Source organism: Saccharospirillum sp. (genome assembly GCF_040881935.1).
Taxonomy (GTDB): domain Bacteria; phylum Pseudomonadota; class Gammaproteobacteria; order Pseudomonadales; family Natronospirillaceae; genus Saccharospirillum.
On sequence record NZ_JBBECH010000088.1, the window covers coordinates 37,584 to 58,830 of the forward strand.

The window sequence follows — 21,247 nt, forward strand, 5'->3', positions numbered from 1 at the left end:
CGGTGGTGGCTGCCCAATACGATTCAGAGCAGAAAGAATGTGGCCAGGCTGAGGAAGGTTAGGAAACCAACCACGTCGGTGATGGTGGTTAGAATAACACTGCCGGACAGCGCCGGGTCGATGTTCAGTGATTTTAAAAGAAAGGGCAGGGTGGCACCAGCGAGAACCGCAACAATCAGGTTTATCGTGATCGCAGCGCCTATAACGACGGCCAGCGATGGGTCTTTATACCAGAATAGCGTGATAGAACCGATCACCAGCGCCCAGAGCAGGCCATTCAGGGCACCCACGCCCAGCTCTCGAAGCACCAGCCAGCGCAAATTGTCCCGATTGATGTGGCCCGTCGCCATACCACGAATCATCAGTGTCAGCGTCTGGCTGCCAGCGATTCCGCCCATGCTGGCAACCACCGGGCTGAGCACAGCCAGGGCCACAATCTGTGCGATGGATGCTTCAAAGCGGGACATCACGGTTGCGGCGATAAAGGCGGTGACCATGTTCAGGCCGAGCCAGATGGCGCGGTTGCGGCTGCTTTTGATGACGGGCGAAAAGGTGTCTTGATCCTCGTCCAGGCCAGCCATGCTCATGACCGTGTGATCGGCCGAATCCCGGATTACATCGACGACGTCGTCGATGGTGATGCGCCCGAGCAGGGTGCCGTCGTCATTGACCACCGGCGCAGACACCAGATCGTGCCGTTCGAAGATCTGCGCAACCTGGTTTTCACCGGTGGCCGCGGGAATGCCTTCGATCTCACTGTCCATAATATCCCGAACCCGGGTATCCGGGCTGTGGGTCAGCAGTTTTACCAGAGGCAGGGTGCCGACGTAGATAAACTGGCGGTCGACTACCCAGAGTGCATCCAACTGAGTGGGCAATTCCCGTCGTCTCAAATAGCGCAACACGGCCTCAAGCCTTACGTCGGCCCGAACGGTGATGATGTCGGTGTTCATCAGGCCGCCGGCGGAATCTTCAGGGTAGGCCAGCAGACCTTCGACCCTGGCCCGCTCTTCAGGCGGCATGAGACCGAGAACTTCGCTGGATAGCTGCGGCGAGACCTGTTGCAGCATGTCGGCCAGGTCATCGCGGTCGAGATCCTGGGTGGTCTCCAGAATCTCGTAAGCCGACATCTGACCGAGAAAAGCCTGCTGCAAATCGTCGTTCAGATGCGACAGGACTTCACCTTGCTGGTCTTCATCCAGGAACTGCCAGAGCAGTTCGCGCACCCGCCCGGGGGTGGATTCCATGATGTGGGCGATTTCGACCGGCGCCAGTTCTTCGTCGCAGAGGCGTTGCACCTGGTCTGCGTCGCCTTGATCGAGGGCATTGATAAGCGTGAGCCGGTGTTGGTCCAGTTGGTCCTGATTCAGTGCAGTGGCCATACAACTTCCCTGAAGGGCTGTGCCTGGGCTGCAGGCGAGGTTTACGAGGGCTTAGAAGAGAGTGTAGCCGCTGGTTAAAACCCAGATAAAGGGGTTAATCGGGCATCGTGTCTTGAAAAAGGCTCAAAAGTGGCAGGAGAACAGCTTACTCAGATTCGTCGAAGCGGTTTTGTACCAGCGTCAGTAATGCCCCCCAGGCTTCGGAAGCATCCGGGCCCTCGATGCGAACAGTCAGTTCAGTGCCTTGACTGGCGGCCAGCATCATCACCGACATAATGCTCTTGGCATCGGCCTCACGACCGTTCTTGACCAGCACAATGTGGCTCTCGAACTGACCGGCGATGCCGACCAGTTTAGCCGCCGCCCGGGCATGAAGGCCGAGCTTGTTGATGATGGTCAGTTGTTCGTCAATCACGCTTCGTCGTGCCCCATGTCCCGGTGTCTGAGCTGAACGCTTGGATACTTGGCAGAGAAGGTACCATAGAGTTGTTCACAAATGTAAACGCTGCGATGTTGCCCGCCCGTGCAACCGATAGCAACGGTGAGGTAAGCGCGTTGATTAGCTTCATACTGACGCAACCAGCGGTCGACAAAGCGGCGAATGTCTTCGAACATTTCGGTGACGGCTGGTTCGCGCTGCAAAAATGCCTGAATGGGTTCATCCCGGCCGGTGTAGACACGCAGCGATTTGTCCCAGTAGGGGTTGGGCAGGCAGCGAACATCAAACACCAGATCGGCATCGCGGGGCAGACCGTGCTTGAACCCGAACGACAGAAACTGGAGGGCGATGCCGCGAGGTTTGCGAATAACGCGGGAGCGAATTTGGTCACGCAGCTCCTGCAGTGACAAACTGCTGGTATCAATTTTCAACTGGGCCAGTGCCGCTACTGGTGCCAGCAGCTGAGCCTCATGAGCGATAGCCTCTGCCAGCGAGCGATGCTGATCGGTCAGCGGGTGTTTGCGACGCGTAGCGGAAAAACGTTGCAACAGTATGGTTTCATCGGCATCGAGATACAGGATTTCCGGAACCAGATCGGTTTGCAGTGAAGCCAGAATCTCGGGTAAGCGGGATATCCCCTGAGGCGACATCCGTGCATCGATGCATACGGCGGTATTGGGCTGATCGGTACTGGCAGACATCCATCTCACCAGTTCGGGCAGCAAAGCCGGGGGTAAGTTGTCGATGCAGTTAAAGCCTGCATCTTCCAGTGCGTTCAGGACGGTACTTTTGCCCGATCCTGATCGACCGCTGATTAATATCAGCCGGAATGGAGTGGCCGTCGTCGCCATGGCGGTCAGAATCCCTTGAAGAAGAGCCGGTAGAGTTCATCGGGATCCCGGCTATCACGCAGGGCAGCAACCGTATCGGTGTCATTGAACCGCTCCACTACAGCGGCCAGCAATTGCAAATGTTCATCGGTGGCGGTTTCGGGAACCACCAGCGCAAACATCAGATCGACGGGTTGTCGGTCCGGTGATTCGAAATCGACGGCTTCGTCCAGTTTAACCAAGGCAGCAACCGGACGGTCGATGTTAGCCAGTCGGCAATGGGGCAGGGCGATGCCCTGTCCCAGTCCGGTGGAACCAAGTCGTTCCCGGGCAATCAGTTGATCGAACAGATCGAGTTCGGTGACGCCCGGTACTGCATTGGCCAGGCGTTCTGCCAGGGTTTGCAGTACGCGTTTTTTGCTGGAGCCGAACGCGCCGATAAAGGCGCGTTCAACGGTCAGGACTTGGTCCAGAGGTATCATGATTAACGTGAATTCCCGTGCATTCGATCAACTGTCTTCTCTTTGTGTTTGAGCAGTTGACGGTCCAGTTTATCCGCCATCATATCGATAGCGGCATACAAGTCATCGTGTTCAGAGTCCGCATGAATCTGGGCGCCCTTGATGTTGAGTGAAGCTTCGGCTTTTTGTCGCTGTTTTTCAACACTGAGGGTGATTTGTACATTGCCAATCTGGTCGAAGTGTCGCTCCAGTCGGTCCAGTTTCTGACCGACATAGTCGTTCAGTGCTTCGGTAACTTCCACATGGTGACCACTGATATTGACTTGCATAGTCCGCTCCTCTTGCAGTGATGGATCTGCCGCATCCGGTGATCAGGATGTCAGCAGGGCAATATTATCCGGGTTCCCTTTGCCTCTTTCAGTCTAGCTCCTAAAGCAGAATTTGGCGCCTGTGCTGACCGCTTTCAACCTTGGGCCTTTTTAATCAATTGCTTTAAATCAGTCGTTTACGCTCATTTGACGGAGGAATCATCATGGCCTCACGATATTTGGCAATGGTACGGCGAGCCACCTGAATGCCCTTGTCACCGAGCAGTGTCGCAATTTTTGCATCGCTCAAAGGTTTGCGCGGATTCTCTGCAGCGACCAGTTTTTTGATGATGGCGCGAATAGCGGTACTTGAGGCTTCTCCGCCACTGTCGGTGCTGACGTGGCTGCTGAAAAAGTACTTGAGTTCAAAGATGCCTCGTGGCGTGTGCATGTACTTTTGCGTGGTCACCCGTGAAATGGTCGACTCGTGCATTTCAACGGCTTCTGCCACGTCGTGTAATACCAGGGGTTTCATGGCTTCTTCGCCATACTCCAGAAAACCGCGCTGATGTTCGACAATATTGGTGGCTACTTTCAACAGGGTTTCGTTCCGGCTCATCAGGCTTTTGATGAACCAGCGGGCTTCTTGCAGGTGGTCTTTCAGATAGGTGTTGTCGCTGCTTGAATCGGCCCGTTTGACCATGGATGCGTAGGAGACGTTGACTCTCAGTTTGGGCGCAATCTCGGGGTTCAATTCAACCAGCCAGCGATTATTCTTGATGTCTTTGCGAACGATGACATCGGGCACTACGTATTCTTCTTTACCGCTTTCGATCTGGTTACCAGGCCGGGGGTTGAGACTCTGAATCAGCGCAATGACGTCGCGCAGCTCTGGCTCTTTGAGTTTGGATTTACGCATCAGTTGGCTGTAATCGCGTGACGCGAGCAGATCCAGGTAGTTGTTGACGACGGTTAAGGCAGCCTCACGCCAGGGTGTGTCTTCACTCATCTGGTTTAACTGAATGGTCAGACAGTCAGCCAGGTCGCGGGCGCAGACGCCGGGCGGGTCGAAATGCTGAACACGGTGCAACACCGCCTCGACTTCGTCCATTTCCAGCGGGTCATCGAGGTTTGCCATATGCCCGGTCAGGCCCTCGAAAATATCGTCCAGGCTTGAAGACAGGTAACCCTCGGCATTGACGCTTTCGATCAGGCTCTCGGCTATTTGCCGGTCGCGATCGGTCATGGTGGTCAGATTGAGTTGCCAGTTGAGATGATCCCAAAGTGAATCGGTGGTGCCGTAGACGTTTTCAAAATTGAAATCGTCGTCGCCGGACGGCAGGCCATGACTGGTGGGAGCGTGGGTGTAAATGTCATCCCAGGAGCTGTCTACGGCCAGATCGTCCGGTATGTGTTCGGCGATTTCCAGCTCACGCTGATCACCCTCGTTAGAGTTTGCTGTGTTTTCCGCGTCGCTGGTGGCTTTCTGGTCAATTGACTGGCTGTTTTTTGAATCGGCCGCACCGCTTTCATCGATATCCTCGCGGACCTCGAGCATGGGGTTGCTTTCGAGTGCCTCCTGTATCTCCTGTTGCAGATCCAGAGTCGACAGTTGCAGCAGGCGAATGGCTTGTTGCAGCTGAGGCGTCATGGTCAGCTGTTGGCTCATTTTCAGTTGTAAGGAGGTCTTCATAGAGCGTTATATGTGCCTTTGGCCATGGTTATAAGCGGAATTGGTCGCCTAAATACACTTCACGAACGGTGGCGTTGTTCAAAACGTCCTCCGCTGTCCCTTCTGCAATGATGTGGCCATTACCCACGATGTAGGCTTTTTCGCAGATGTCGAGTGTCTCCCGGACGTTGTGATCGGTGATCAGAACGCCAATACCGCGATCTCTCAAGTGATGGATTATAGCTTTAATATCGCCGACGGAAATGGGGTCGACGCCGGCAAAGGGTTCGTCCAGCAGGACAACCGCCGGCTCCATGGCCAGGGCCCGGGCGATTTCGACACGTCGCCGTTCACCCCCCGACAATGCCATACCCTGGCTGTCACGAATATGGGTAATGTTAAATTCACCGAGCAAAGACTCCAGCTGTTGTTTCTGCTGGGCTCGGGACAGATCTTTGCGGGTTTGCAGAACGCCGAGAATATTGTCCTGTACCGTCAGTTTGCGAAAGACGGAGGCTTCCTGGGGCAGGTATCCGATGCCATGTCGGGCCCGGGCATGCATGGGCAGCCGGGTGACGCTTTTGTCACCGATCAGAACGTCGCCGTTGTCGGCTGGCACAAGACCGACAATCATATAGAAACAGGTGGTTTTACCCGCGCCGTTGGGGCCTAGCAAGCCTACGATCTGACCTTTTTCAACACTGAGGCTAACGTCGCGCACGACGGGCCGCTTTTTGTAGCTCTTTGCCAGGTTTCTTGCTTCCAGCAGGGCCATTCAGTCCATCGCTCCGGGTTGCAGCGTCCAGGTGGCCTGAGGTGCGTCTTTATTGTTGTTGGTACTGCGCTGGGATCGCACGTCCAGGGACTCATCGAGCAGGTTATAGCGAATGTAGTCGGCTTCGATGTCGCTACCTGACTGAGTCAGGTGGCCTTCGCCTTCGGTGATGATCAGGTCTTCTTCGGGTCTGTACTCAATGCGCTTGCCGCGTACTTCAATCAGGCCATCCTCTTCACTGGGCAGCTCCTGATAGCGCGCCGGTTCGCCTATGGCTTCCAGAAAGGTGATGTCGCCGGTTTCAGGATCGCGCCGTACATTGAGGGTATTGGCCCATACTTCGAGGGTTCCCTGTTTCAGATAGACGTTGCCAGTGAACGTCGCCTCACCGCGATTGCTTTTGAAGTTGCCTTCGTCGGCGGTAATGGTCATTGGTTGATCGCGATCTCCGGGCAGTGCCCAGGCTGTCTGGCAGACCAGACAGGTCAGCACCAGTACCATCGACCGTACAAAGGGGTAAGCAAGTGGCCAGGCTGTCTCAGTTCGCGTCATAGCGAATCGATACCTCTGATTTGAGCGTTATGTCGGAATCGTCCCCGGTCAGAATGGCGTCCATACCGACACCTCGGGCTTCCTGGCCAGGTTGTAGCAGTTTAACAGGCCTGGGCGTTGTGACGAAGCGGCCATTCTGCTCGACCCTCAACCAGTCCGTGTATAACTGCATGCCCCCGACGGCTTGTTGTTCGGTCACTTCAACATTCTGTTCAAAATTGACGCTGCCGTCGTTAAACAGGGTGGCGTGATCGGAGGTAATCTGCCAGGGCTGGTCCGGATTGGTCAGAATCGTCATCACCGGTGCTGTCATCAGGCTTTCGCCATTGTTTTCATAATAGGCGAGAGTTGTGGCCTGCGCCCGTAATTCGGGCTGGCCCCCGGCATCGAATCGGGTTTGGTCCGGGCGTTCAATATAAAGGTCCGGCGCATTTTCGGGCAGCTCCAGCCTTGCCTGGCCGGGCGACTGCTCCCGATCCGTTTGCCACCAGATCGCCAGGGCAATCAGCCCCAGGCTAGCGGCAACGATCAGGCTGCGACGCCGGCCAGCCATCAGGCAACCCCGGCACGAAGGATGTCGTGCAGGTGAATAACGCCAGCTGTTTTACCGGCGTTAACGATGACCAGTGAGGTGATTTTGCGCTCTTCCATTTCATACAACGCCTGGGCAGCTAACTGCTCTGGATGCATGGTATAGGCGCCACTGTGCATGACGGCGCGGATGGGCGTGGTCAGAATGTCGATACCCTGATCCAAGGTGCGGCGCAGGTCACCATCGGTAAATACGCCCAGCAAGTCCCCTTCGGCGCTGATGATGGTCGTCATACCCAGGCCTTTACGGGTCATTTCCAACAGCGCATCGCGTAACAGAGTGTCCGGCTCCACCACGGGGATTTCCGGGCCGGTATGCATGATGTCGCCAATTTTCAGCAACAATTTACGGCCCAGGCTACCTCCGGGGTGGGAAAACGCGAAGTCATCGGCGGTAAAGCCTCTGGCTTCGAGCAAGGCGATGGCCAGGGCATCGCCCATGACCAGAGCTGCTGTAGTGGAGGAAGTCGGTGCCAGATTGAGCGGGCAGGCTTCCTGCTCGACACCGCAGTATATATGCGCGTCGGCCGAACGGCCGAGGGTGCTGTTGGGGTTACCGGTCATACCGATCAGGCTGGCACCGAGCCGCTTGATTAAGGGAATCAGAGTGACTACTTCGGCTACTTCGCCGGAATTTGACAGCGCAATGACCACATCCTGTTCAGTAATCATACCCATGTCACCATGGCTCGCTTCGCCCGGATGAACAAAAAAAGCCGGTGTGCCAGTGCTGGCCAGGGTGGCCGCCAGTTTGTTGCCAATATGCCCTGATTTGCCCATGCCCGTGACCACTACCCGTCCCTTACAGGCCAGTACCCGCTCACAGGCTTGTTCAAAGGCGCTATCAAGATGTTCTGTCAGGCCCCGCAGGGCTTCGATCTCAAGGTCGAGTGTGCGACGTGCTGATGTTAGATAGTTAACGTGCGGTTTCATCTTATTTGGGCTGCCTGGTCAGGTCGGACACGGTTAGGTCACGGTCATCAAACCGATAGAATACCACATCAGTTGCCAGTCTAAAGTGGCGACGCCCGCCTGGTGCAGTGTTAATTTTTTCTTTATTTACACAGGGTTATGACTGATGGGGGGTCGATTCAGGCAGTATTCAGGCCTAAGCTGTAGGTTGGTAATATAAAGGACAAAAGGAGCCTTTTTATGAACATAGTTGGTGCGATACGCGGATTCATCTTGGTTGGTGTGGTTTTGGCAGCTAGCCAGGCACAAGCATTTACACCCAGCAAACCTGCCGGGCAGAGCGTTATGGACGGCGTTAATGCGGTGCTGGAAGTGGTTAAAAAGTACAACGAGGAAGGCGGCGGCGGGGATCGGCAGGCGTATCTGGCGGAGGTTGGAGGGGTTTTGGACCCTTTGATTGGTTATACCGTTATCGTCAGTCGAATTATGGGTAATGAATTGCTGGAATCGTCTACTCAGGCGCAGAAAGTCCGCTTTCTTCAAGTGTTCAAGCGAAGCATGATCAATACCTATGCGGGCGGGTTGTATAATTTTGGCTCATTCGAGGTTGAATTGCTGCCCGGTGAGAATGAAAGCGAAAATACGGTTCGCAATACTCGGGTGAATCTGAACGTGATCTCTCCGGACGGTCAGGAATACCCTATGGTCCAGAGCGTTTACTACAGTCGTGAAGCCGATGACTGGCGAATGCAAAATGTGATCGTAAACGGTGTAAACCTGGGCGTGACGTTCAAGACACAGTTTGATCAGATATACCGCGATACCGGTGGGGACCTGGACGCGACCATCGATGAATGGGAGCGCACCACAGCAGAAACCTTTAACGAGGATCAGTTTCAATAAACAAGGGCCGGCCATTTCAGGCCGGCCCTTGTTTTGAGGGATAGGTCATTTCGATTTGGTTGCGTTTTCCGTATAATCCTCGCCCCTTAATAAATTCATACCCAAGCAGGAAGTACCATGTCCGCAGACGAAGTTAAGGCCTTGCTCGCCGCCGCTTTTCCCGGCGCAACTGTCGAAGTCGATGGGGGAGGCGCCAAATTCACGGTCCGGGTCATTGATGATGCGTTTTCCGGCAAGCGCCCGGTCCAGCGTCAGCAGCGGGTCTACGGGGTGTTGAATGAAAAAATCACGTCGGGCGACATTCATGCAGTGTCCATGGCACTGTTTACCTCAGAAGAATGGTCCGACCAGGAGAAGTGAGTCGTGGATAAATTGTTGATTACCGGCGGTGGCCGCCTGAATGGCGAAATTCGCGTCTCCGGGGCCAAGAATGCGGCATTGCCGATCATCGCCGCCACGCTGCTAACAAAAGAACCGGTTACAGTCCGCAACCTGCCGCACCTAAACGACATTACCACCATGATCGAGCTGCTCGGGTGCATGGGCGTTGATGTCACCGTCGGCGAAGACATGAGCGTCGAGGTCTGCGCTGGCAATATCAAAAACTGTACGGCGCCCTATGAGCTGGTGAAGACCATGCGGGCGTCGATTCTGGTTCTGGGGCCTTTGCTGGCGCACTTTGGTGAAGCGAATGTCTCATTGCCCGGTGGCTGTGCCATTGGCAGCAGACCGGTAGACCTCCATATTCGCGGGCTTGAAGCCATGGGTGCTGATATTGACGTGGCCGATGGCTATATTAAGGCTCGGTCGAATGGCCGCCTGAAGGGCGCGCGTATTTTCTTTGATACGGTTACTGTGACCGGTACCGAAAATATCCTGATGGCCGCAGCCCTGGCCGACGGGACCTCCGTGATCGAAAATGCCGCCAAAGAACCGGAAGTGGTGGATCTTGCCCAGTGCCTCATGGCCATGGGAGCCAACATCAGCGGTGCCGGCACCGACACCATTACGGTGGTGGGGGTCGAGCGCCTGCACGAAGCGGATTATTCCGTGTTGCCTGATCGCATCGAAGCCGGGACTTATCTGGTTGCCGCCGCCATTACCGGTGGTCGAGTGAAGCTGCGTGATGTCGATCCCGACACCCTGGATTCAGTGCTGATCAAGCTGCGCGAAGCGGGTGCCGAGATCACCCAGGGCGACGACTGGATCGTGCTGGACATGCACGGCCAGCGCGTCAAGGCCGTGAACATCACTACGGCACCATACCCGGCCTTTCCAACGGATATGCAGGCCCAGTTCACGGCGCTGAACGCCATCGCCGATGGCGTAGGAACGGTTGAAGAAACGGTGTTCGAGAACCGTTTCATGCACATCAATGAGCTGGAGCGGATGGGCGCTAATGCCCGGATCAAAGGCAATACGGTGGTCATTACCGGGTGCGCCAAGCTGACCGGAGCGCCGGTTATGGCAACCGACTTGCGGGCCTCAGCATCGCTGGTGTTGGCTGGTCTGGTCGCCGAGGGTGAAACCCTGGTCGACCGGATCTACCACATTGACCGGGGTTATGAGTGCATTGAAGAGAAGTTGCAGCAACTTGGGGCAACTATTAAACGGGTCGCGGGCTAAACCGCCTGCCCCACCAGGGCCCGCAGCAGACGTAATCGGCTGTGGGCTCTGACGCCGAGAATCGGGATCCAAAAAACAGGACAACGCAGTGCAAAACCGTCAATCGTCTCCGTCGGATATCATTACCATCGCCCTGTCCAAGGGGCGCATTCTCAAGGAAACCCTGCCGTTGTTCGCAGCCGCCGGTATCGAGCCGCTCGAGGATATGAATACCTCGCGCAAGCTGATCTTCGAGACCACCCGGCCCGATGTGCAGTTCATCCTGATTCGTGCCACAGATGTACCGACCTATGTGGAATATGGCGTGGCTGATCTGGGAGTGGCGGGCAAGGATGTTCTGATGGAACACGGTGCTGAAGAGATGTACGAGGTGCTGGATCTGCACATTGCGCGTTGCCGGCTGATGACCGCACGGCTGAAGGATGCCCCTGAGGTCAACGGCCGAATGAAGGTGGCAACCAAGTTTGTGCGAGTGGCCAAGCAGTACTTTTCAGAGCAGGGCCGTCAGGTGGATCTGATCAAACTTTACGGCGGTATGGAACTGGCCCCGATCATGAAACTGGCCGATTGCATTGTCGATATTGTTGATACCGGCAACACCCTGAAGGCTAATGGCCTGGTGGTTGAAGAGCATATTGCCGATATTAGCAGTCGTTTGGTGGCCAGCCGTCTGGCGCTCAAATTGAAAGACGATCGCATCAACCCCATTATTGAAACCCTGGCCGCTGCCGTGCAATCGTCAGTCGTCCGGACCTGATAATCCGGGGCGACCGCTGCAGCCTCTGTGCTGTGGAGTAGGTAAGTCGGTAAAACTCAAGAGGCTTGAACCGCATGTCCGAGATCACGTTACGGCGCCTGGAGGCGTCTGCCGGTCAATTTAACCAGAAACTGGATGCCTTGTTGTCGTGGGAGTCTGTTTCAGACACTGACGTGCAGCAAACCGTCGCCACCGTGATCGATCAAATCCGACATCGGGGTGACGAGGCATTGCTGGAATACTCTCGCCGATTCGACCGCTTTGATGTTTCCACTGCGGCTGATCTGGTGCTGGACACAGCCGCTATTGAGGCTGGTTATAATCGATTGCCGGCCGAACAGCAGCAAGCTCTCAGGATTGCCGCTGAGCGCGTTGAGTCTTATCACCAGCGGCAGCTCAGTGAGAGCTGGAGCTATACCGAAGCGGATGGCACCTTGCTGGGTCAGCAAATCACCGCGATGGACCGGGTGGGCATTTACGTACCGGGCGGAACAGCGCCGCTGGCGTCGTCTGTGATCATGAATGCGATGCCTGCCAAAGTGGCTGGCGTGCCGGAAGTGGTAATGGCCACGCCAGCACCGGATGGTCAGGTTAATGACTTCGTTTTGGGTGCTGCGCACGTTGCCAAAATAGACCGTGTATTCCTGATGGGCGGTGCTCAGGCCATCGCCGCGCTGGCCTACGGGACAGACACAGTTCCTGCGGTTGATAAAATTGTCGGCCCGGGGAATATCTTTGTCGCCACCGCCAAGAAGCAGGTGTTTGGCAAAGTGGGTATCGACATGATCGCCGGTCCGAGTGAAATTTTGGTGGTATGTGATGGCAAAACCGACCCTGAGTGGATAGCACTCGATCTGTTCTCTCAAGCCGAACACGACCCGGATGCCCAGGCCATTCTGATCAGTCAGGACGCAACCTATCTCGACTCGGTTGAAGCGGCCATTCGGCGTCTGCTACCGACATTGGAGCGGGCCGATATTATTCGCGATTCGCTGAACGCGCGCGGGGCCTTTATTAAAGTTGATGCGCTGGACGACGCAGTCGCGCTGATTAATCGCATTGCACCCGAGCACCTGGAACTGTCAATTGAAAATCCGCAAGCCTGGCTGCCCCGCATACGCCATGCAGGCGCCATCTTTCTGGGGCGTCACACACCGGAAGCACTGGGCGATTACTGTGCTGGGCCTAACCACGTCTTGCCGACCAGCGGTACAGCGCGGTTCTTTTCGCCTCTGGGTGTTTACGATTTTCAAAAACGCAGCTCCATTATCGGCGTCTCTGCTGAGGGAGCCAAAACCCTGGGTGCAGTTGCCTCAGTGTTGGCTCGCGGCGAGTTGCTGACTGCTCACGCCCGCAGTGCGGAGAAGCGCGTGAATGACTGATGTTCGTGATCAGGTAGATGCTCAGATTCATCACTGGATTCGCCCCGAGATAGCAAGCCTGGCGGCCTATCCGGTACCAGATTCGACCGGCATGTTGAAACTGGATGCCATGGAAAACCCCTATGGTTGGCCTGATTCGCTGACGGCACAGTGGCACGAGGCTTTGGCGAATGCTCAGCTGAACCGGTATCCCCATCCGGATGCACCCGAGGTCAAGACCGCACTGCGTACCGTTTTGAAGATTGACCCAAGCTGGGACATTCTGCTTGGTAACGGCTCCGACGAACTGATTCAGTTGATTGCCATGGCGGTTTCCGGCGCGAATCGTATGGTGCTGGCGCCGGAACCCAGCTTTGTTATGTACCGGATGATTGCGCGTTTTGTGGGCATGGACTATGTCGGCGTGCCACTGACGGCGGCCTTTGAACTCGACCTTGAGCTAATGCTCAGCCGCATTGAACGCGAGCAACCGGCGGTGGTTTTTCTTGCCCAGCCCAACAATCCGACCGGTAACCTCTGGGGTGATGAAAAGCTGCGCCGTATTATTGAAGCGACACCCGGCCTGGTGGTGATGGATGAAGCCTACACCGCCTTTACCGATGCGGATTATCTGAGCTGGCTCGACGATTATCCGAATCTGCTGATCATGCGAACGCTCTCCAAGGTTGGACTGGCCGGATTACGGCTCGGCATCCTGGTCGGCGACCCGGCCTGGCTTGAGCAGATTAACAAGCTGCGGTTGCCCTATAACATCAATAACCTGACGCAAATATCGGCGCGTTTTGCGTTGGACCACTTTGATGTTTTCGAACATCAGACCGCTGAACTGACGCGTCAGCGCCGTCTGTTGCAGCAGCAGCTGGCAGCGTTGCCGGGTCTGACAGTCTTCGACAGTCAGGCAAACTTTTTGCTGGTGCGTACCGAGCCTGGTCGCGCAGCGGCGCTGCATGCTGCGTTGAAAGAGACTGGCATTCTGATCAAAAAACTCGATGGCAGCCACCCCTTGTTGGCGGATTGCTTGCGCATCACGGTCTCCTTTGATGCAGAGAATCAGCGTTTGCTGGCGGCGCTGGAGCAGCATTTACTGACCGCCTGATTCCAGTCTGATTCGCTGGTGCCACTGTCGTGCGACTGGCAGCACCAGGCCGGGGGAAGGTGCGCTTTGTGATGTTCAGGGCTGGACGTTATCGCTGTCTGCTGAATCCATCGAGCTCTGGGCTCGCTCAGCGGATTGATCGAATTGGTGTACACTGACTGTCCGTTTTTTACCCGGCAGAGTTGATCGATATGACCTTGCACCGAGACGAACTGACTGACTACCTGAACGACTACCTGGCTGTGCCGCAGTTCAGCGATTATTGCCCTAATGGCCTGCAAGTTGAGGGCAAGACTGACATCCGTCGTCTGGTAACCGGAGTAACGGCCAGCCAGCGTCTGATCGATGAAGCCATCGATCGTCAGGCCGATGCCATTCTGGTTCATCATGGCTACTTCTGGAAAGGGGAGTCCGCGGCGCTGACCGGTATCAAACGTAATCGGTTGGCCGCGTTGCTGGCGAACAATATCAATCTATATGCCTACCATTTGCCGCTGGATGCGCATCCAGAGGTCGGCAACAACACTCAACTGGCGCGCTTGATGGGCTGGAATGTCACCGGACAGATTGATAACAGCCTGGTGATGCTGGGTGAGGTAGACGGCGAACACACCGGCGCGAGCCTGCGCCAGAAACTGGCCGGGGCACTGGAGTTTGATGTGTTGCACATTGGTGAATCTGAAGACCCGATTGAAACCATCGCCTGGTGTACCGGCGCGGCGCAGGGGTTTCTGCAACAGGCGATAGATGCGGGTGTTGACGCGTTTGTGTCTGGTGAGATCAGTGAGCCGACGGTGCATCTGGCCCGTGAGAGTGGCGTCCATTACTTTGCTGCAGGTCACCATGCGACGGAGCGGGGCGGGCCCGCTGCGCTGGGTTTGCACCTCGCGCAGCGGTTTGGGCTCTCTGTCGAATTCATCGATTTGCCGATCCCGGTTTAACGAGGGCGTGACCGAGCGGGATGCCGGCGAAACCCGGCAGCCCGCGCAAGGTTTAGTCTTCGATTAAACCTTCTTCGCGCAACAGCGCAATCACCGCTCTGGGGTTGGCGTCCTTGATCTTGATGCCGAAAGGCGCTTCCGATTCACCGGCGATGATGGCGATTAAACCGGCCGCTTCCAGGTAGGGTGCCACCGCCAGCGCATCCTCGGGCCGGATAATGACGCTGACATGGCCCAGATCGAACAGAGCACGTTCGATTTTAACGGCCTGTTCGGCAGCGTTGTCGACGGACAACACCAGCGAAACCGGTTGCTGACGGTAGCGAGCCCGACGCTCTGTTTCACTGACCGGGTGGCTGTCTGACACTTCAGCCGCGCTTTCGATCATGCCAGCACCGACGGTGATGTTGCTCAGCCGGTCAATCACAATAAACGCACCCGTCGCCCGATGGCTACGGTACGGGTCGGCAACGATGGTCTTGTTCAGTTGCAGTCTGACGTCGCCAATGCCGTTCAGGGGCAAGGTCTCGGTTGCTATTGTATTCAAACTGTTCACGTCGATCTGACGATCCAGTCGGGTAAACTGGCCAGTGGCGGTTTGGGCGCCGACTTTGAAGTCATACTGGCGACCAGGCACCATGGCATCGTCGTGCATCCACACCAGCTTGGCCTGAAACGCCTGGGCGACCAGGGGAGACTGGTTCGCACCGACCAGCATGTCGCCGCGGCTGATGTCGATTTCATCCGTCAGCGTCAGTGTGATGGCCTGGCCGGCGTGTGCCCGGGTCAGGTCACCATCGAAGGTCACGATCCGTTCAACGGTTGACGACAGGCCGCTCGGTAGTACGCTGACCTGATCGCCGGGTTTGATTTCGCCTGATGCCACAGTACCGGCAAAACCCCGAAAGTTGAGGTCGGGACGGTTAACATACTGCACTGGCAACCGGAACTGACTTTGGTCGCTGTCGCGATTAATCTCAAGGGTTTCCAGCAGTTCGATCAATGTAGGCCCCGGGTACCAGGGAGATCGCTCACTCAGCGTGACTACGTTGTCGCCGTCGAGTGCTGATATCGGCACAAAGCGAATATCGGGCAAGTTCAATTGCTCGGAAAACGCCAGGTAGTCCGCTTGGATTTCTTCAAAGCGTGCCTGACTGAATTCGACCAAATCCATTTTGTTGACGGCCACGATCACATGCTTCAGGCCCAGCAGGCTGGCAATGTAGCTGTGCCGGCGGGTTTGCGTCTGCACTCCGTAGCGAGCATCGATCAGGATGATCGCGAGATCACTGGTCGAGGCACCGGTCGCCATATTGCGCGTGTACTGTTCGTGCCCAGGGGTATCGGCAATGATGAATTTGCGCTTGTTGGTCGAGAAATAGCGGTAAGCTACATCAATGGTGATGCCTTGCTCGCGCTCCGCCTGCAGGCCATCAACCAGCAGAGCCAGATCAATTTTTTCGCCGGTGGTGCCAGACTTGCGGCTGTCTTTTTCGATTGCCGCCAATTGATCTTCATAGATCATTTTCGAGTCGTGCAGCAGTCGCCCGATCAGGGTGGACTTGCCATCGTCGACGCTGCCGCAGGTTAGAAAACGCAGCAGCTCTTTCTGTTCGTGTTGTTTCAGATACTCATCAATGTCTTGAGCAATCAAATCTGACTGGTGTGCCATTGGTCTGTGTTCCTCATGCGTTGCGCCGGTGTTGCCTGTTGGCGCTCAAACAAAATCGGTCGGATGAATCAGAAATAGCCTTCTTGCTTTTTCTTCTCCATGGAACCCGATGAATCGTGGTCGATGGCGCGGCCCTGGCGTTCGCTGGTGGTGGTCAGCAACATTTCCTGAATGATCTCGGGCAGGGTGGTCGCCGTCGATTCCACTGCCCCGGTCAACGGATAGCAGCCCAGCGTCCTGAAGCGCACATGTTTGTGCTGAACTTCTTCACCGGGGCGCAATTTCATACGGTCGTCGTTGACGTTCAGCAGCATGCCATCGCGTTCGACAACGGGACGTTCAGCTGAGTAATACAGAGGAACGATGGGGATGGACTCCAGATGGATGTACTGCCAGATATCCAGCTCGGTCCAGTTGGACAACGGAAACACCCGAATGCTCTCGCCCCGGTTTATTTTACCGTTGTAGATATTCCACAGTTCCGGCCGCTGGTTCTTTGGGTCCCAGCGATGGTTGCGGTCACGGAACGAATAGACCCGTTCCTTTGCCCGCGATTTTTCCTCATCGCGCCGTGCACCGCCAAAGGCGGCATCAAAACGATGCAGGTCCAGGGCCTGCTTGAGCGCCTGGGTTTTCATGATGTCGGTGTGTTTGGCACTGCCGTGATCGAACGGGTTAATGCCCTGACGCACGCCGTCTTCATTGCGATGAACGATCAGATCGAGCTCATACTCCTCGACCAACCGATCCCGGAATTCATACATCTCTTTGAATTTCCAGCCGGTATCGACATGCATAAGCTTGAATGGCAGACGGCCTGGAAAGAAGGCTTTGCGGGCCAGGTGCAGCATGACCGCGGAATCTTTGCCAATGGAATACAGCATGACCGGGTTGTCAAACTCGGCAGCGACCTCGCGGATGATGTGAATGCTCTCAGCTTCAAGCTGTTTGAGATGCGTAAATACGTCGTGTGACATAGTCCGTCCAGTACAGAAATGATCTGGGCGAACTATAACAAAGCTTTTTGTTATTGTTGTCAGGCTTTTAAGATCATTTGGGAATAGATCTATCGCGACTTTTTAGATGGAGATTCTTTTTGAGTATCAGGCTGGGCGTCCTCGGCGACGGCGGCTTCGTCCACCCGGGTAAAACCGAAAGACTCCGATAGCATGCCGATGTCTTTGGGCGTCTTGGTGGCGTAGTCTCTGGGCATGTCAAACTCATCGGTGCTGCGGGAAGGCTGGGGGGCCAGATCCTGAAGGTCTTCGCCGTCGGCTCGGGCTGATTCCAGGCGGTACTCCGGTGCAACCAGCTGATCGGCACCCTGATTCAGGTGGTCCCGGATGCTGGCATAACTCTGGTTCAAATTGTCAATCAGCTCGGTGGTGCGACTAAAGTGCTCAGTCACGTTAATCTGGTAGCTCTGATGTTGACGCTTTAGATCCTCCAGCTGACGCTTCAGGCCATTCGTATCCTCTCCCTGCGCCTTGCCCCAGAAGCGGTTTAACACCGCACCGGCGAACAGCGCAATGACGATAATGACGATAAAGGTGATCCAGTCCAGTTGCAGCATTGTGTTCTCCATTAAGCCTCTTCTCAGACATAGTATAGATAAAGCGAGGTGTCTGTCGTGCTGCCCTGGCGGGCAGTGATGTCAGTATAAAGCCTTTAAAAATGCATGGTGCGAGAAACATTTGTGCCTGTCAGTCATTGATTGTGCAAATGGTTCCCGTAAAATTCCGTCCCCTCCATACCCTGCCCGGAGCACCGGATGAGCACACCCTGGACGCGTTATCAGGCCGATCTGAATAAAGAGAGCTTCTCCCATGATCCGGCTCAGGAGGAAGCCGTCAAGGCATTGCAGCAACTTTACGACCAATTGGTAGCTCAACGAGCTGATGAAGCCAGCCTCAGCGGACGCCTGGTTCGCTTGTTTCGCAAGCAAAACGAACCGGTTACCGGCCTGTATTTTTGGGGTGGTGTGGGTCGTGGCAAAACGTATTTGATGGATACCTTTTTCGACACCCTGCCGTTTGATGACAAACGGCGCTTGCATTTTCACCACTTTATGCGGCGCGTGCATCGGGGGTTGAAGGATCATCGCGGGCAGGCCAATCCGCTTGAGGGGGTGGCAGAAGAAATCAGTCGTGAGGCTCGCGTCCTGTGTTTTGACGAGTTTTTTGTCTCCGACATCGGCGATGCGATGATTCTCGCCAACCTACTGCGGGCGTTGTTCAAGCGCGGTGTGACGCTGGTTGCCACGTCCAATATTGAACCGGATGGACTCTATAAGGACGGTTTGCAGCGAGCCTTGTTCCTTCCTGCCATTGATCTGGTCAAGAAGCATACACAGGTAATGAATGTCGACGGTGGTATTGATTACCGCTTGCGCACCCTGACCCAGGTGAAAATTTTCCACACACCCGCCAACGACGACGCAGAGGCGTCGCTGGCGTCCAGTTTCGAAAAGTTGGCACCGGACCTGGAAGAGGTTGAAGAACAGCAGACGCTTGATGTCCTGGGGCGGAATATAAAAACTCAGCGACTGTGCGAGGATGTCGTCTGGTTTGATTTTGATGCTCTGTGTGACGGCCCGAGAAGCCAGAACGACTATATTGAAATCGCTCAGTGCTTCCATGCAGTGCTGATCAGTAATGTTCCTGTGTTTCACGGCAAGAATGATGACAAGGCCCGGCGCTTTATCAATCTGGTGGACGAATTTTATGATCGCCAGGTCAAATTGCTGATGAGTGCGGAATCGGACATAGAGTCCCTGTATCAGGACGGGCGGCTGGGGTTTGAATTCAGACGCACTGTCAGTCGCTTGCAGGAAATGCAATCGGAGGAATACCTTGCCAAAGCGCACCGAGGGTAATTCTGCGGCCAGATCCTGCGATCTGGTTCTATCGGATCTGCACCATCGTATAACCGGGGTAAGTGCGTCTATTCGTGCTGTACTACCAAAACTGGACGAACGCTATCAACTGATGTTTCTGGCTCGCCGCTCCGAGGGTAATGTGGCAGCCCGGTCATTGTGGAAAGGCTTCCGCGAAATGGCCCGCCCACCCGTTGGACGACCGTTTCGCATCTGGCATGTGCGCCGCAATAATGAAATGCTCTGGGGAATCCTGGCCCGGGATGTATTGAGAATGCCGGTAAAGCTGGTGTTTACCAGCGCTGCCATTCGCCGCCATAGTTGGTACCCGAGGCAATTGATCGCCCGTATGGATGCCGTTATCGCAACCAGTGACCGGGCCGCCGATTGCCTGGAGAATATAGCGGCGGTGGTGCCGCATGGTGTAGACATCGAGCGGTTTGAGTTAGATGGCTCTGCCAGCGAGAACAACCAGGCTCAACCATGGAACACATACACCTTACGTCTGGGCATAGTAGGGCGGGTGCGACCCGAGAAAGGCACCGACCTGTTTGTTAATGCGCTTTGTGCAACCTTGCCGAATCATCCAGACGCCTGTGCTGTCATCGCCGGGAAAGTGACGTCCCAATACCAGGGGTTTGCGCGCCGGCTCAGGGAAAAGCTGGCGGCGGCCGGTGTTCTGGAGCGTGTGTTTTTTCTGGATGAAGTCAGTTCAGATCAAATGCCACTTCTATATAGCCAACTCGACATCGTCTGCGCGCCGGCCCGTTATGAAGGCTTCGGCCTGGTTCCCATAGAAGCCATGGTGTCCGGAACAGCGATTATCGCCAGCCGGACGGGTGCTTATGAGGCGATGGTGGACGAAGCGGGTACGGGCTTTTTAGTTGATCTTGAGTCTTCGCCTCAGATAGCCGAGGCGATTGAGCGTTTGTTGACCTCTCCCGACTTGCTGGATCGTCTGAAGCAGGCGGGTCGCCAAAAGGTGCGGAACCAGTTCAGTCTGGATCACGAAGTAGCGGGCATTACCCATGTCTATGAAACATTATGGCACCAGGGAGCACACAAGGCTTGACTGGAGAGTTCGCATCTTTATAATGCGCCTCCGCTGTCACCGAACAGCGGCTCCAACCGGCTCGGATGCCAGATGAAGTGAAGGCTCTAAAGAACTGATTCTAAACAACATTTCTTTGAAAAAGAGTTGACACAAGGGAACGGAGGCGTAGAATACGCGCCTCTTCAAACGGCAAGCCCAACGCGCTGTCGTCGATCTTTAACATTGGGAATCAAGTAATTCGTGTGGGCGCTTGTAGGTCGACGCTGAACCGCTTTCCTTATTGACCTTCACTTCGGTGAAGTGATTGGGGCGAACGGGGAAGCACAAAGAATTGTCTTTCTTCGGAAGGACACTCGATCTGTAAGCGACCTGTCAATGAATTCATTTGTTGAAAGGCGCTCTTTGGCTTTGGTCAGAGGGTAGCTTGCGTCGAGCTAGATTGGGCGGATGCCTTCGGGTGTTTGCCGAACGATTTAAACTGAAGAGTTTGATCATGGCTCAGATTGAACGCTGGCGGCAGGCCTAACACATGCAAGTCGAGCGGTAACATTTCTAGCTTGCTAGAAGATGACGAGCGGCGGACGGGTGAGTAACGCGTAGGAATCTACCCGGTAGTTGGGGATAGCCCGGAGAAATCCGGATTAATACCGAATAATCTCTACGGAGGAAAGGGGGCTTTGGCTCTCGCTACTGGATGAGCCTGCGTCGGATTAGCTAGTTGGTGGGGTAAAGGCCTACCAAGGCGACGATCCGTAGCTGGTCTGAGAGGATGATCAGCCACACTGGGACTGAGACACGGCCCAGACTCCTACGGGAGGCAGCAGTGGGGAATATTGGACAATGGGGGCAACCCTGATCCAGCCATGCCGCGTGTGTGAAGAAGGCTTTCGGGTTGTAAAGCACTTTCAGTGGGGAGGAAGGCGTGATGGTTAATACCCATCGTGATTGACGTTACCCACAGAAGAAGCACCGGCTAACTCCGTGCCAGCAGCCGCGGTAATACGGAGGGTGCAAGCGTT

22 protein-coding genes and 1 rRNA gene are annotated in these 21,247 nt (G+C 55.4%); 10 read left to right on the forward strand and 13 right to left on the reverse strand.

All coding sequences use genetic code 11. From position 1 onward, the window contains the following. Positions 1-23: 23 nt before the first annotated feature. The 10 genes from mgtE to WEB54_RS16415 all read right to left on the reverse strand — a co-directional run bounded on the left by mgtE (position 24) and on the right by WEB54_RS16415 (position 7,943). Entirely contained in the window at positions 24-1,382 is a 1,359-nt protein-coding gene (mgtE, locus tag WEB54_RS16370; protein WP_368054168.1) for a magnesium transporter, read from the reverse strand. Positions 1,383-1,527: 145 nt separating this feature from the next. Further along, positions 1,528-1,797: an HPr family phosphocarrier protein gene (locus WEB54_RS16375; protein ID WP_368054166.1), complete on the reverse strand. Its 270-nt coding sequence runs from the start codon at positions 1,795-1,797 to the stop codon at positions 1,528-1,530. Next, positions 1,794-2,672 (reverse strand): RNase adapter RapZ, encoded by an 879-nt coding sequence (gene rapZ, locus WEB54_RS16380; RefSeq protein ID WP_368054164.1) that lies wholly within the window; start codon positions 2,670-2,672, stop codon positions 1,794-1,796. The genes WEB54_RS16375 and rapZ overlap by 4 nt, the downstream gene beginning before the upstream one ends. Before the next feature lie 5 nt (positions 2,673-2,677). After that, positions 2,678-3,133, reverse strand: coding sequence for a PTS sugar transporter subunit IIA (locus tag WEB54_RS16385; RefSeq protein WP_368054162.1), 456 nt, complete (start codon positions 3,131-3,133; stop codon positions 2,678-2,680). A 2-nt stretch (positions 3,134-3,135) separates the two neighbouring features. After that, complete coding sequence (raiA, locus tag WEB54_RS16390) at positions 3,136-3,441, reverse strand: ribosome-associated translation inhibitor RaiA (RefSeq protein ID WP_028669370.1); 306 nt, start codon at positions 3,439-3,441, stop codon at positions 3,136-3,138. Between the two features lie 163 nt (positions 3,442-3,604). Next, positions 3,605-5,113 (reverse strand): RNA polymerase factor sigma-54, encoded by a 1,509-nt coding sequence (locus WEB54_RS16395; RefSeq protein ID WP_368056729.1) that lies wholly within the window; start codon positions 5,111-5,113, stop codon positions 3,605-3,607. A gap of 28 nt (positions 5,114-5,141) precedes the next feature. Beyond that, positions 5,142-5,867 carry an LPS export ABC transporter ATP-binding protein gene (lptB, locus tag WEB54_RS16400; RefSeq protein WP_368054158.1) on the reverse strand — a complete coding sequence of 242 codons (726 nt, stop codon included), beginning with the start codon at positions 5,865-5,867 and terminating at the stop codon, positions 5,142-5,144. After that, positions 5,868-6,419: a lipopolysaccharide transport periplasmic protein LptA gene (gene lptA, locus WEB54_RS16405; protein WP_368054156.1), complete on the reverse strand. Its 552-nt coding sequence runs from the start codon at positions 6,417-6,419 to the stop codon at positions 5,868-5,870. It lies immediately after the preceding gene. Continuing rightward, the gene (gene lptC / locus WEB54_RS16410; protein ID WP_368054154.1) at positions 6,406-6,972 is read right to left on the reverse strand and encodes an LPS export ABC transporter periplasmic protein LptC; all 567 of its coding nucleotides are present in this window, start codon (positions 6,970-6,972) and stop codon (positions 6,406-6,408) included. Before lptC ends, lptA begins: the two co-directional genes overlap by 14 nt. After that, positions 6,972-7,943 (reverse strand): KpsF/GutQ family sugar-phosphate isomerase, encoded by a 972-nt coding sequence (locus tag WEB54_RS16415; protein ID WP_368054152.1) that lies wholly within the window; start codon positions 7,941-7,943, stop codon positions 6,972-6,974. Before WEB54_RS16415 ends, lptC begins: the two co-directional genes overlap by 1 nt. A 219-nt stretch (positions 7,944-8,162) precedes the next feature. Between WEB54_RS16415 and WEB54_RS16420 the strand changes: the two genes are divergently transcribed. From WEB54_RS16420 to WEB54_RS16450, 7 genes are all read left to right on the forward strand, one after another. Beyond that, on the forward strand, positions 8,163-8,825 hold the full coding sequence (locus WEB54_RS16420; RefSeq protein ID WP_368056730.1) for a phospholipid-binding protein MlaC: 663 nt from the start codon (positions 8,163-8,165) through the stop codon (positions 8,823-8,825). 117 nt (positions 8,826-8,942) lie between these two features. Beyond that, positions 8,943-9,185: a BolA family protein gene (locus tag WEB54_RS16425; RefSeq protein WP_368054148.1), complete on the forward strand. Its 243-nt coding sequence runs from the start codon at positions 8,943-8,945 to the stop codon at positions 9,183-9,185. Between the two features lie 3 nt (positions 9,186-9,188). After that, the gene (murA, locus tag WEB54_RS16430) at positions 9,189-10,451 is read left to right on the forward strand and encodes a UDP-N-acetylglucosamine 1-carboxyvinyltransferase (RefSeq protein ID WP_368054146.1); all 1,263 of its coding nucleotides are present in this window, start codon (positions 9,189-9,191) and stop codon (positions 10,449-10,451) included. Positions 10,452-10,569: 118 nt separating this feature from the next. Beyond that, entirely contained in the window at positions 10,570-11,208 is a 639-nt protein-coding gene (gene hisG / locus WEB54_RS16435) for an ATP phosphoribosyltransferase (protein WP_368054190.1), read from the forward strand. Between the two features lie 74 nt (positions 11,209-11,282). Beyond that, the gene (gene hisD, locus WEB54_RS16440; RefSeq protein ID WP_368056731.1) at positions 11,283-12,590 is read left to right on the forward strand and encodes a histidinol dehydrogenase; all 1,308 of its coding nucleotides are present in this window, start codon (positions 11,283-11,285) and stop codon (positions 12,588-12,590) included. Then, positions 12,583-13,686 (forward strand): histidinol-phosphate transaminase, encoded by a 1,104-nt coding sequence (gene hisC, locus WEB54_RS16445; RefSeq protein WP_368056732.1) that lies wholly within the window; start codon positions 12,583-12,585, stop codon positions 13,684-13,686. The genes hisD and hisC overlap by 8 nt, the downstream gene beginning before the upstream one ends. A 191-nt stretch (positions 13,687-13,877) precedes the next feature. Then, on the forward strand, positions 13,878-14,627 hold the full coding sequence (locus WEB54_RS16450) for a Nif3-like dinuclear metal center hexameric protein (RefSeq protein WP_368054140.1): 750 nt from the start codon (positions 13,878-13,880) through the stop codon (positions 14,625-14,627). 52 nt (positions 14,628-14,679) lie between these two features. Here the strand turns inward: WEB54_RS16450 and cysN are convergent, their stop codons facing one another. From cysN to WEB54_RS16465, 3 genes are all read right to left on the reverse strand, one after another. Further along, on the reverse strand, positions 14,680-16,299 hold the full coding sequence (cysN, locus tag WEB54_RS16455) for a sulfate adenylyltransferase subunit CysN (protein ID WP_368054138.1): 1,620 nt from the start codon (positions 16,297-16,299) through the stop codon (positions 14,680-14,682). A gap of 68 nt (positions 16,300-16,367) precedes the next feature. Beyond that, positions 16,368-17,276: a sulfate adenylyltransferase subunit CysD gene (gene cysD, locus WEB54_RS16460; RefSeq protein WP_368054136.1), complete on the reverse strand. Its 909-nt coding sequence runs from the start codon at positions 17,274-17,276 to the stop codon at positions 16,368-16,370. Between the two features lie 89 nt (positions 17,277-17,365). Next, positions 17,366-17,884 carry a YhcB family protein gene (locus WEB54_RS16465; protein WP_368056733.1) on the reverse strand — a complete coding sequence of 173 codons (519 nt, stop codon included), beginning with the start codon at positions 17,882-17,884 and terminating at the stop codon, positions 17,366-17,368. Between the two features lie 186 nt (positions 17,885-18,070). On the opposite strand from WEB54_RS16465, the gene zapE reads away from it, so the two are divergent. The 3 genes from zapE to WEB54_RS16480 all read left to right on the forward strand — a co-directional run. Continuing rightward, positions 18,071-19,174 (forward strand): cell division protein ZapE, encoded by a 1,104-nt coding sequence (zapE, locus tag WEB54_RS16470; RefSeq protein WP_368056734.1) that lies wholly within the window; start codon positions 18,071-18,073, stop codon positions 19,172-19,174. Further along, a complete protein-coding gene (locus WEB54_RS16475; protein WP_368056735.1) occupies positions 19,152-20,246 on the forward strand; it encodes a glycosyltransferase family 4 protein in 1,095 nt (364 codons plus the stop codon). The genes zapE and WEB54_RS16475 overlap by 23 nt, the downstream gene beginning before the upstream one ends. A 457-nt stretch (positions 20,247-20,703) precedes the next feature. Beyond that, positions 20,704-21,247: ribosomal RNA gene (locus WEB54_RS16480) — 16S ribosomal RNA — on the forward strand; the annotation flags it as partial.

Bases quoted from the DNA above. Each gene is read 5' to 3' on its own strand.
- raiA (WP_028669370.1), bottom strand. From the start codon at position 3,441: ATGCAAGTCAATATCAGTGGTCACCATGTGGAAGTTACCGAAGCACTG.
- hisC (WP_368056732.1), top strand. From the start codon at position 12,583: ATGACTGATGTTCGTGATCAGGTAGATGCTCAGATTCATCACTGGATT.
- WEB54_RS16385 (WP_368054162.1), bottom strand. From the start codon at position 3,133: ATGATACCTCTGGACCAAGTCCTGACCGTTGAACGCGCCTTTATCGGC.
- WEB54_RS16425 (WP_368054148.1), top strand. From the start codon at position 8,943: ATGTCCGCAGACGAAGTTAAGGCCTTGCTCGCCGCCGCTTTTCCCGGC.
- rapZ (WP_368054164.1), bottom strand. From the start codon at position 2,672: ATGGCGACGACGGCCACTCCATTCCGGCTGATATTAATCAGCGGTCGA.
- mgtE (WP_368054168.1), bottom strand. From the start codon at position 1,382: ATGGCCACTGCACTGAATCAGGACCAACTGGACCAACACCGGCTCACG.
- zapE (WP_368056734.1), top strand. From the start codon at position 18,071: ATGAGCACACCCTGGACGCGTTATCAGGCCGATCTGAATAAAGAGAGC.
- hisD (WP_368056731.1), top strand. From the start codon at position 11,283: ATGTCCGAGATCACGTTACGGCGCCTGGAGGCGTCTGCCGGTCAATTT.
- WEB54_RS16465 (WP_368056733.1), bottom strand. From the start codon at position 17,884: ATGGAGAACACAATGCTGCAACTGGACTGGATCACCTTTATCGTCATT.
- lptC (WP_368054154.1), bottom strand. From the start codon at position 6,972: ATGGCTGGCCGGCGTCGCAGCCTGATCGTTGCCGCTAGCCTGGGGCTG.
- WEB54_RS16415 (WP_368054152.1), bottom strand. From the start codon at position 7,943: ATGAAACCGCACGTTAACTATCTAACATCAGCACGTCGCACACTCGAC.
- WEB54_RS16395 (WP_368056729.1), bottom strand. From the start codon at position 5,113: ATGAAGACCTCCTTACAACTGAAAATGAGCCAACAGCTGACCATGACG.
- WEB54_RS16420 (WP_368056730.1), top strand. From the start codon at position 8,163: ATGAACATAGTTGGTGCGATACGCGGATTCATCTTGGTTGGTGTGGTT.
- lptA (WP_368054156.1), bottom strand. From the start codon at position 6,419: ATGACGCGAACTGAGACAGCCTGGCCACTTGCTTACCCCTTTGTACGG.
- lptB (WP_368054158.1), bottom strand. From the start codon at position 5,867: ATGGCCCTGCTGGAAGCAAGAAACCTGGCAAAGAGCTACAAAAAGCGG.
- cysN (WP_368054138.1), bottom strand. From the start codon at position 16,299: ATGGCACACCAGTCAGATTTGATTGCTCAAGACATTGATGAGTATCTG.
- WEB54_RS16450 (WP_368054140.1), top strand. From the start codon at position 13,878: ATGACCTTGCACCGAGACGAACTGACTGACTACCTGAACGACTACCTG.
- cysD (WP_368054136.1), bottom strand. From the start codon at position 17,276: ATGTCACACGACGTATTTACGCATCTCAAACAGCTTGAAGCTGAGAGC.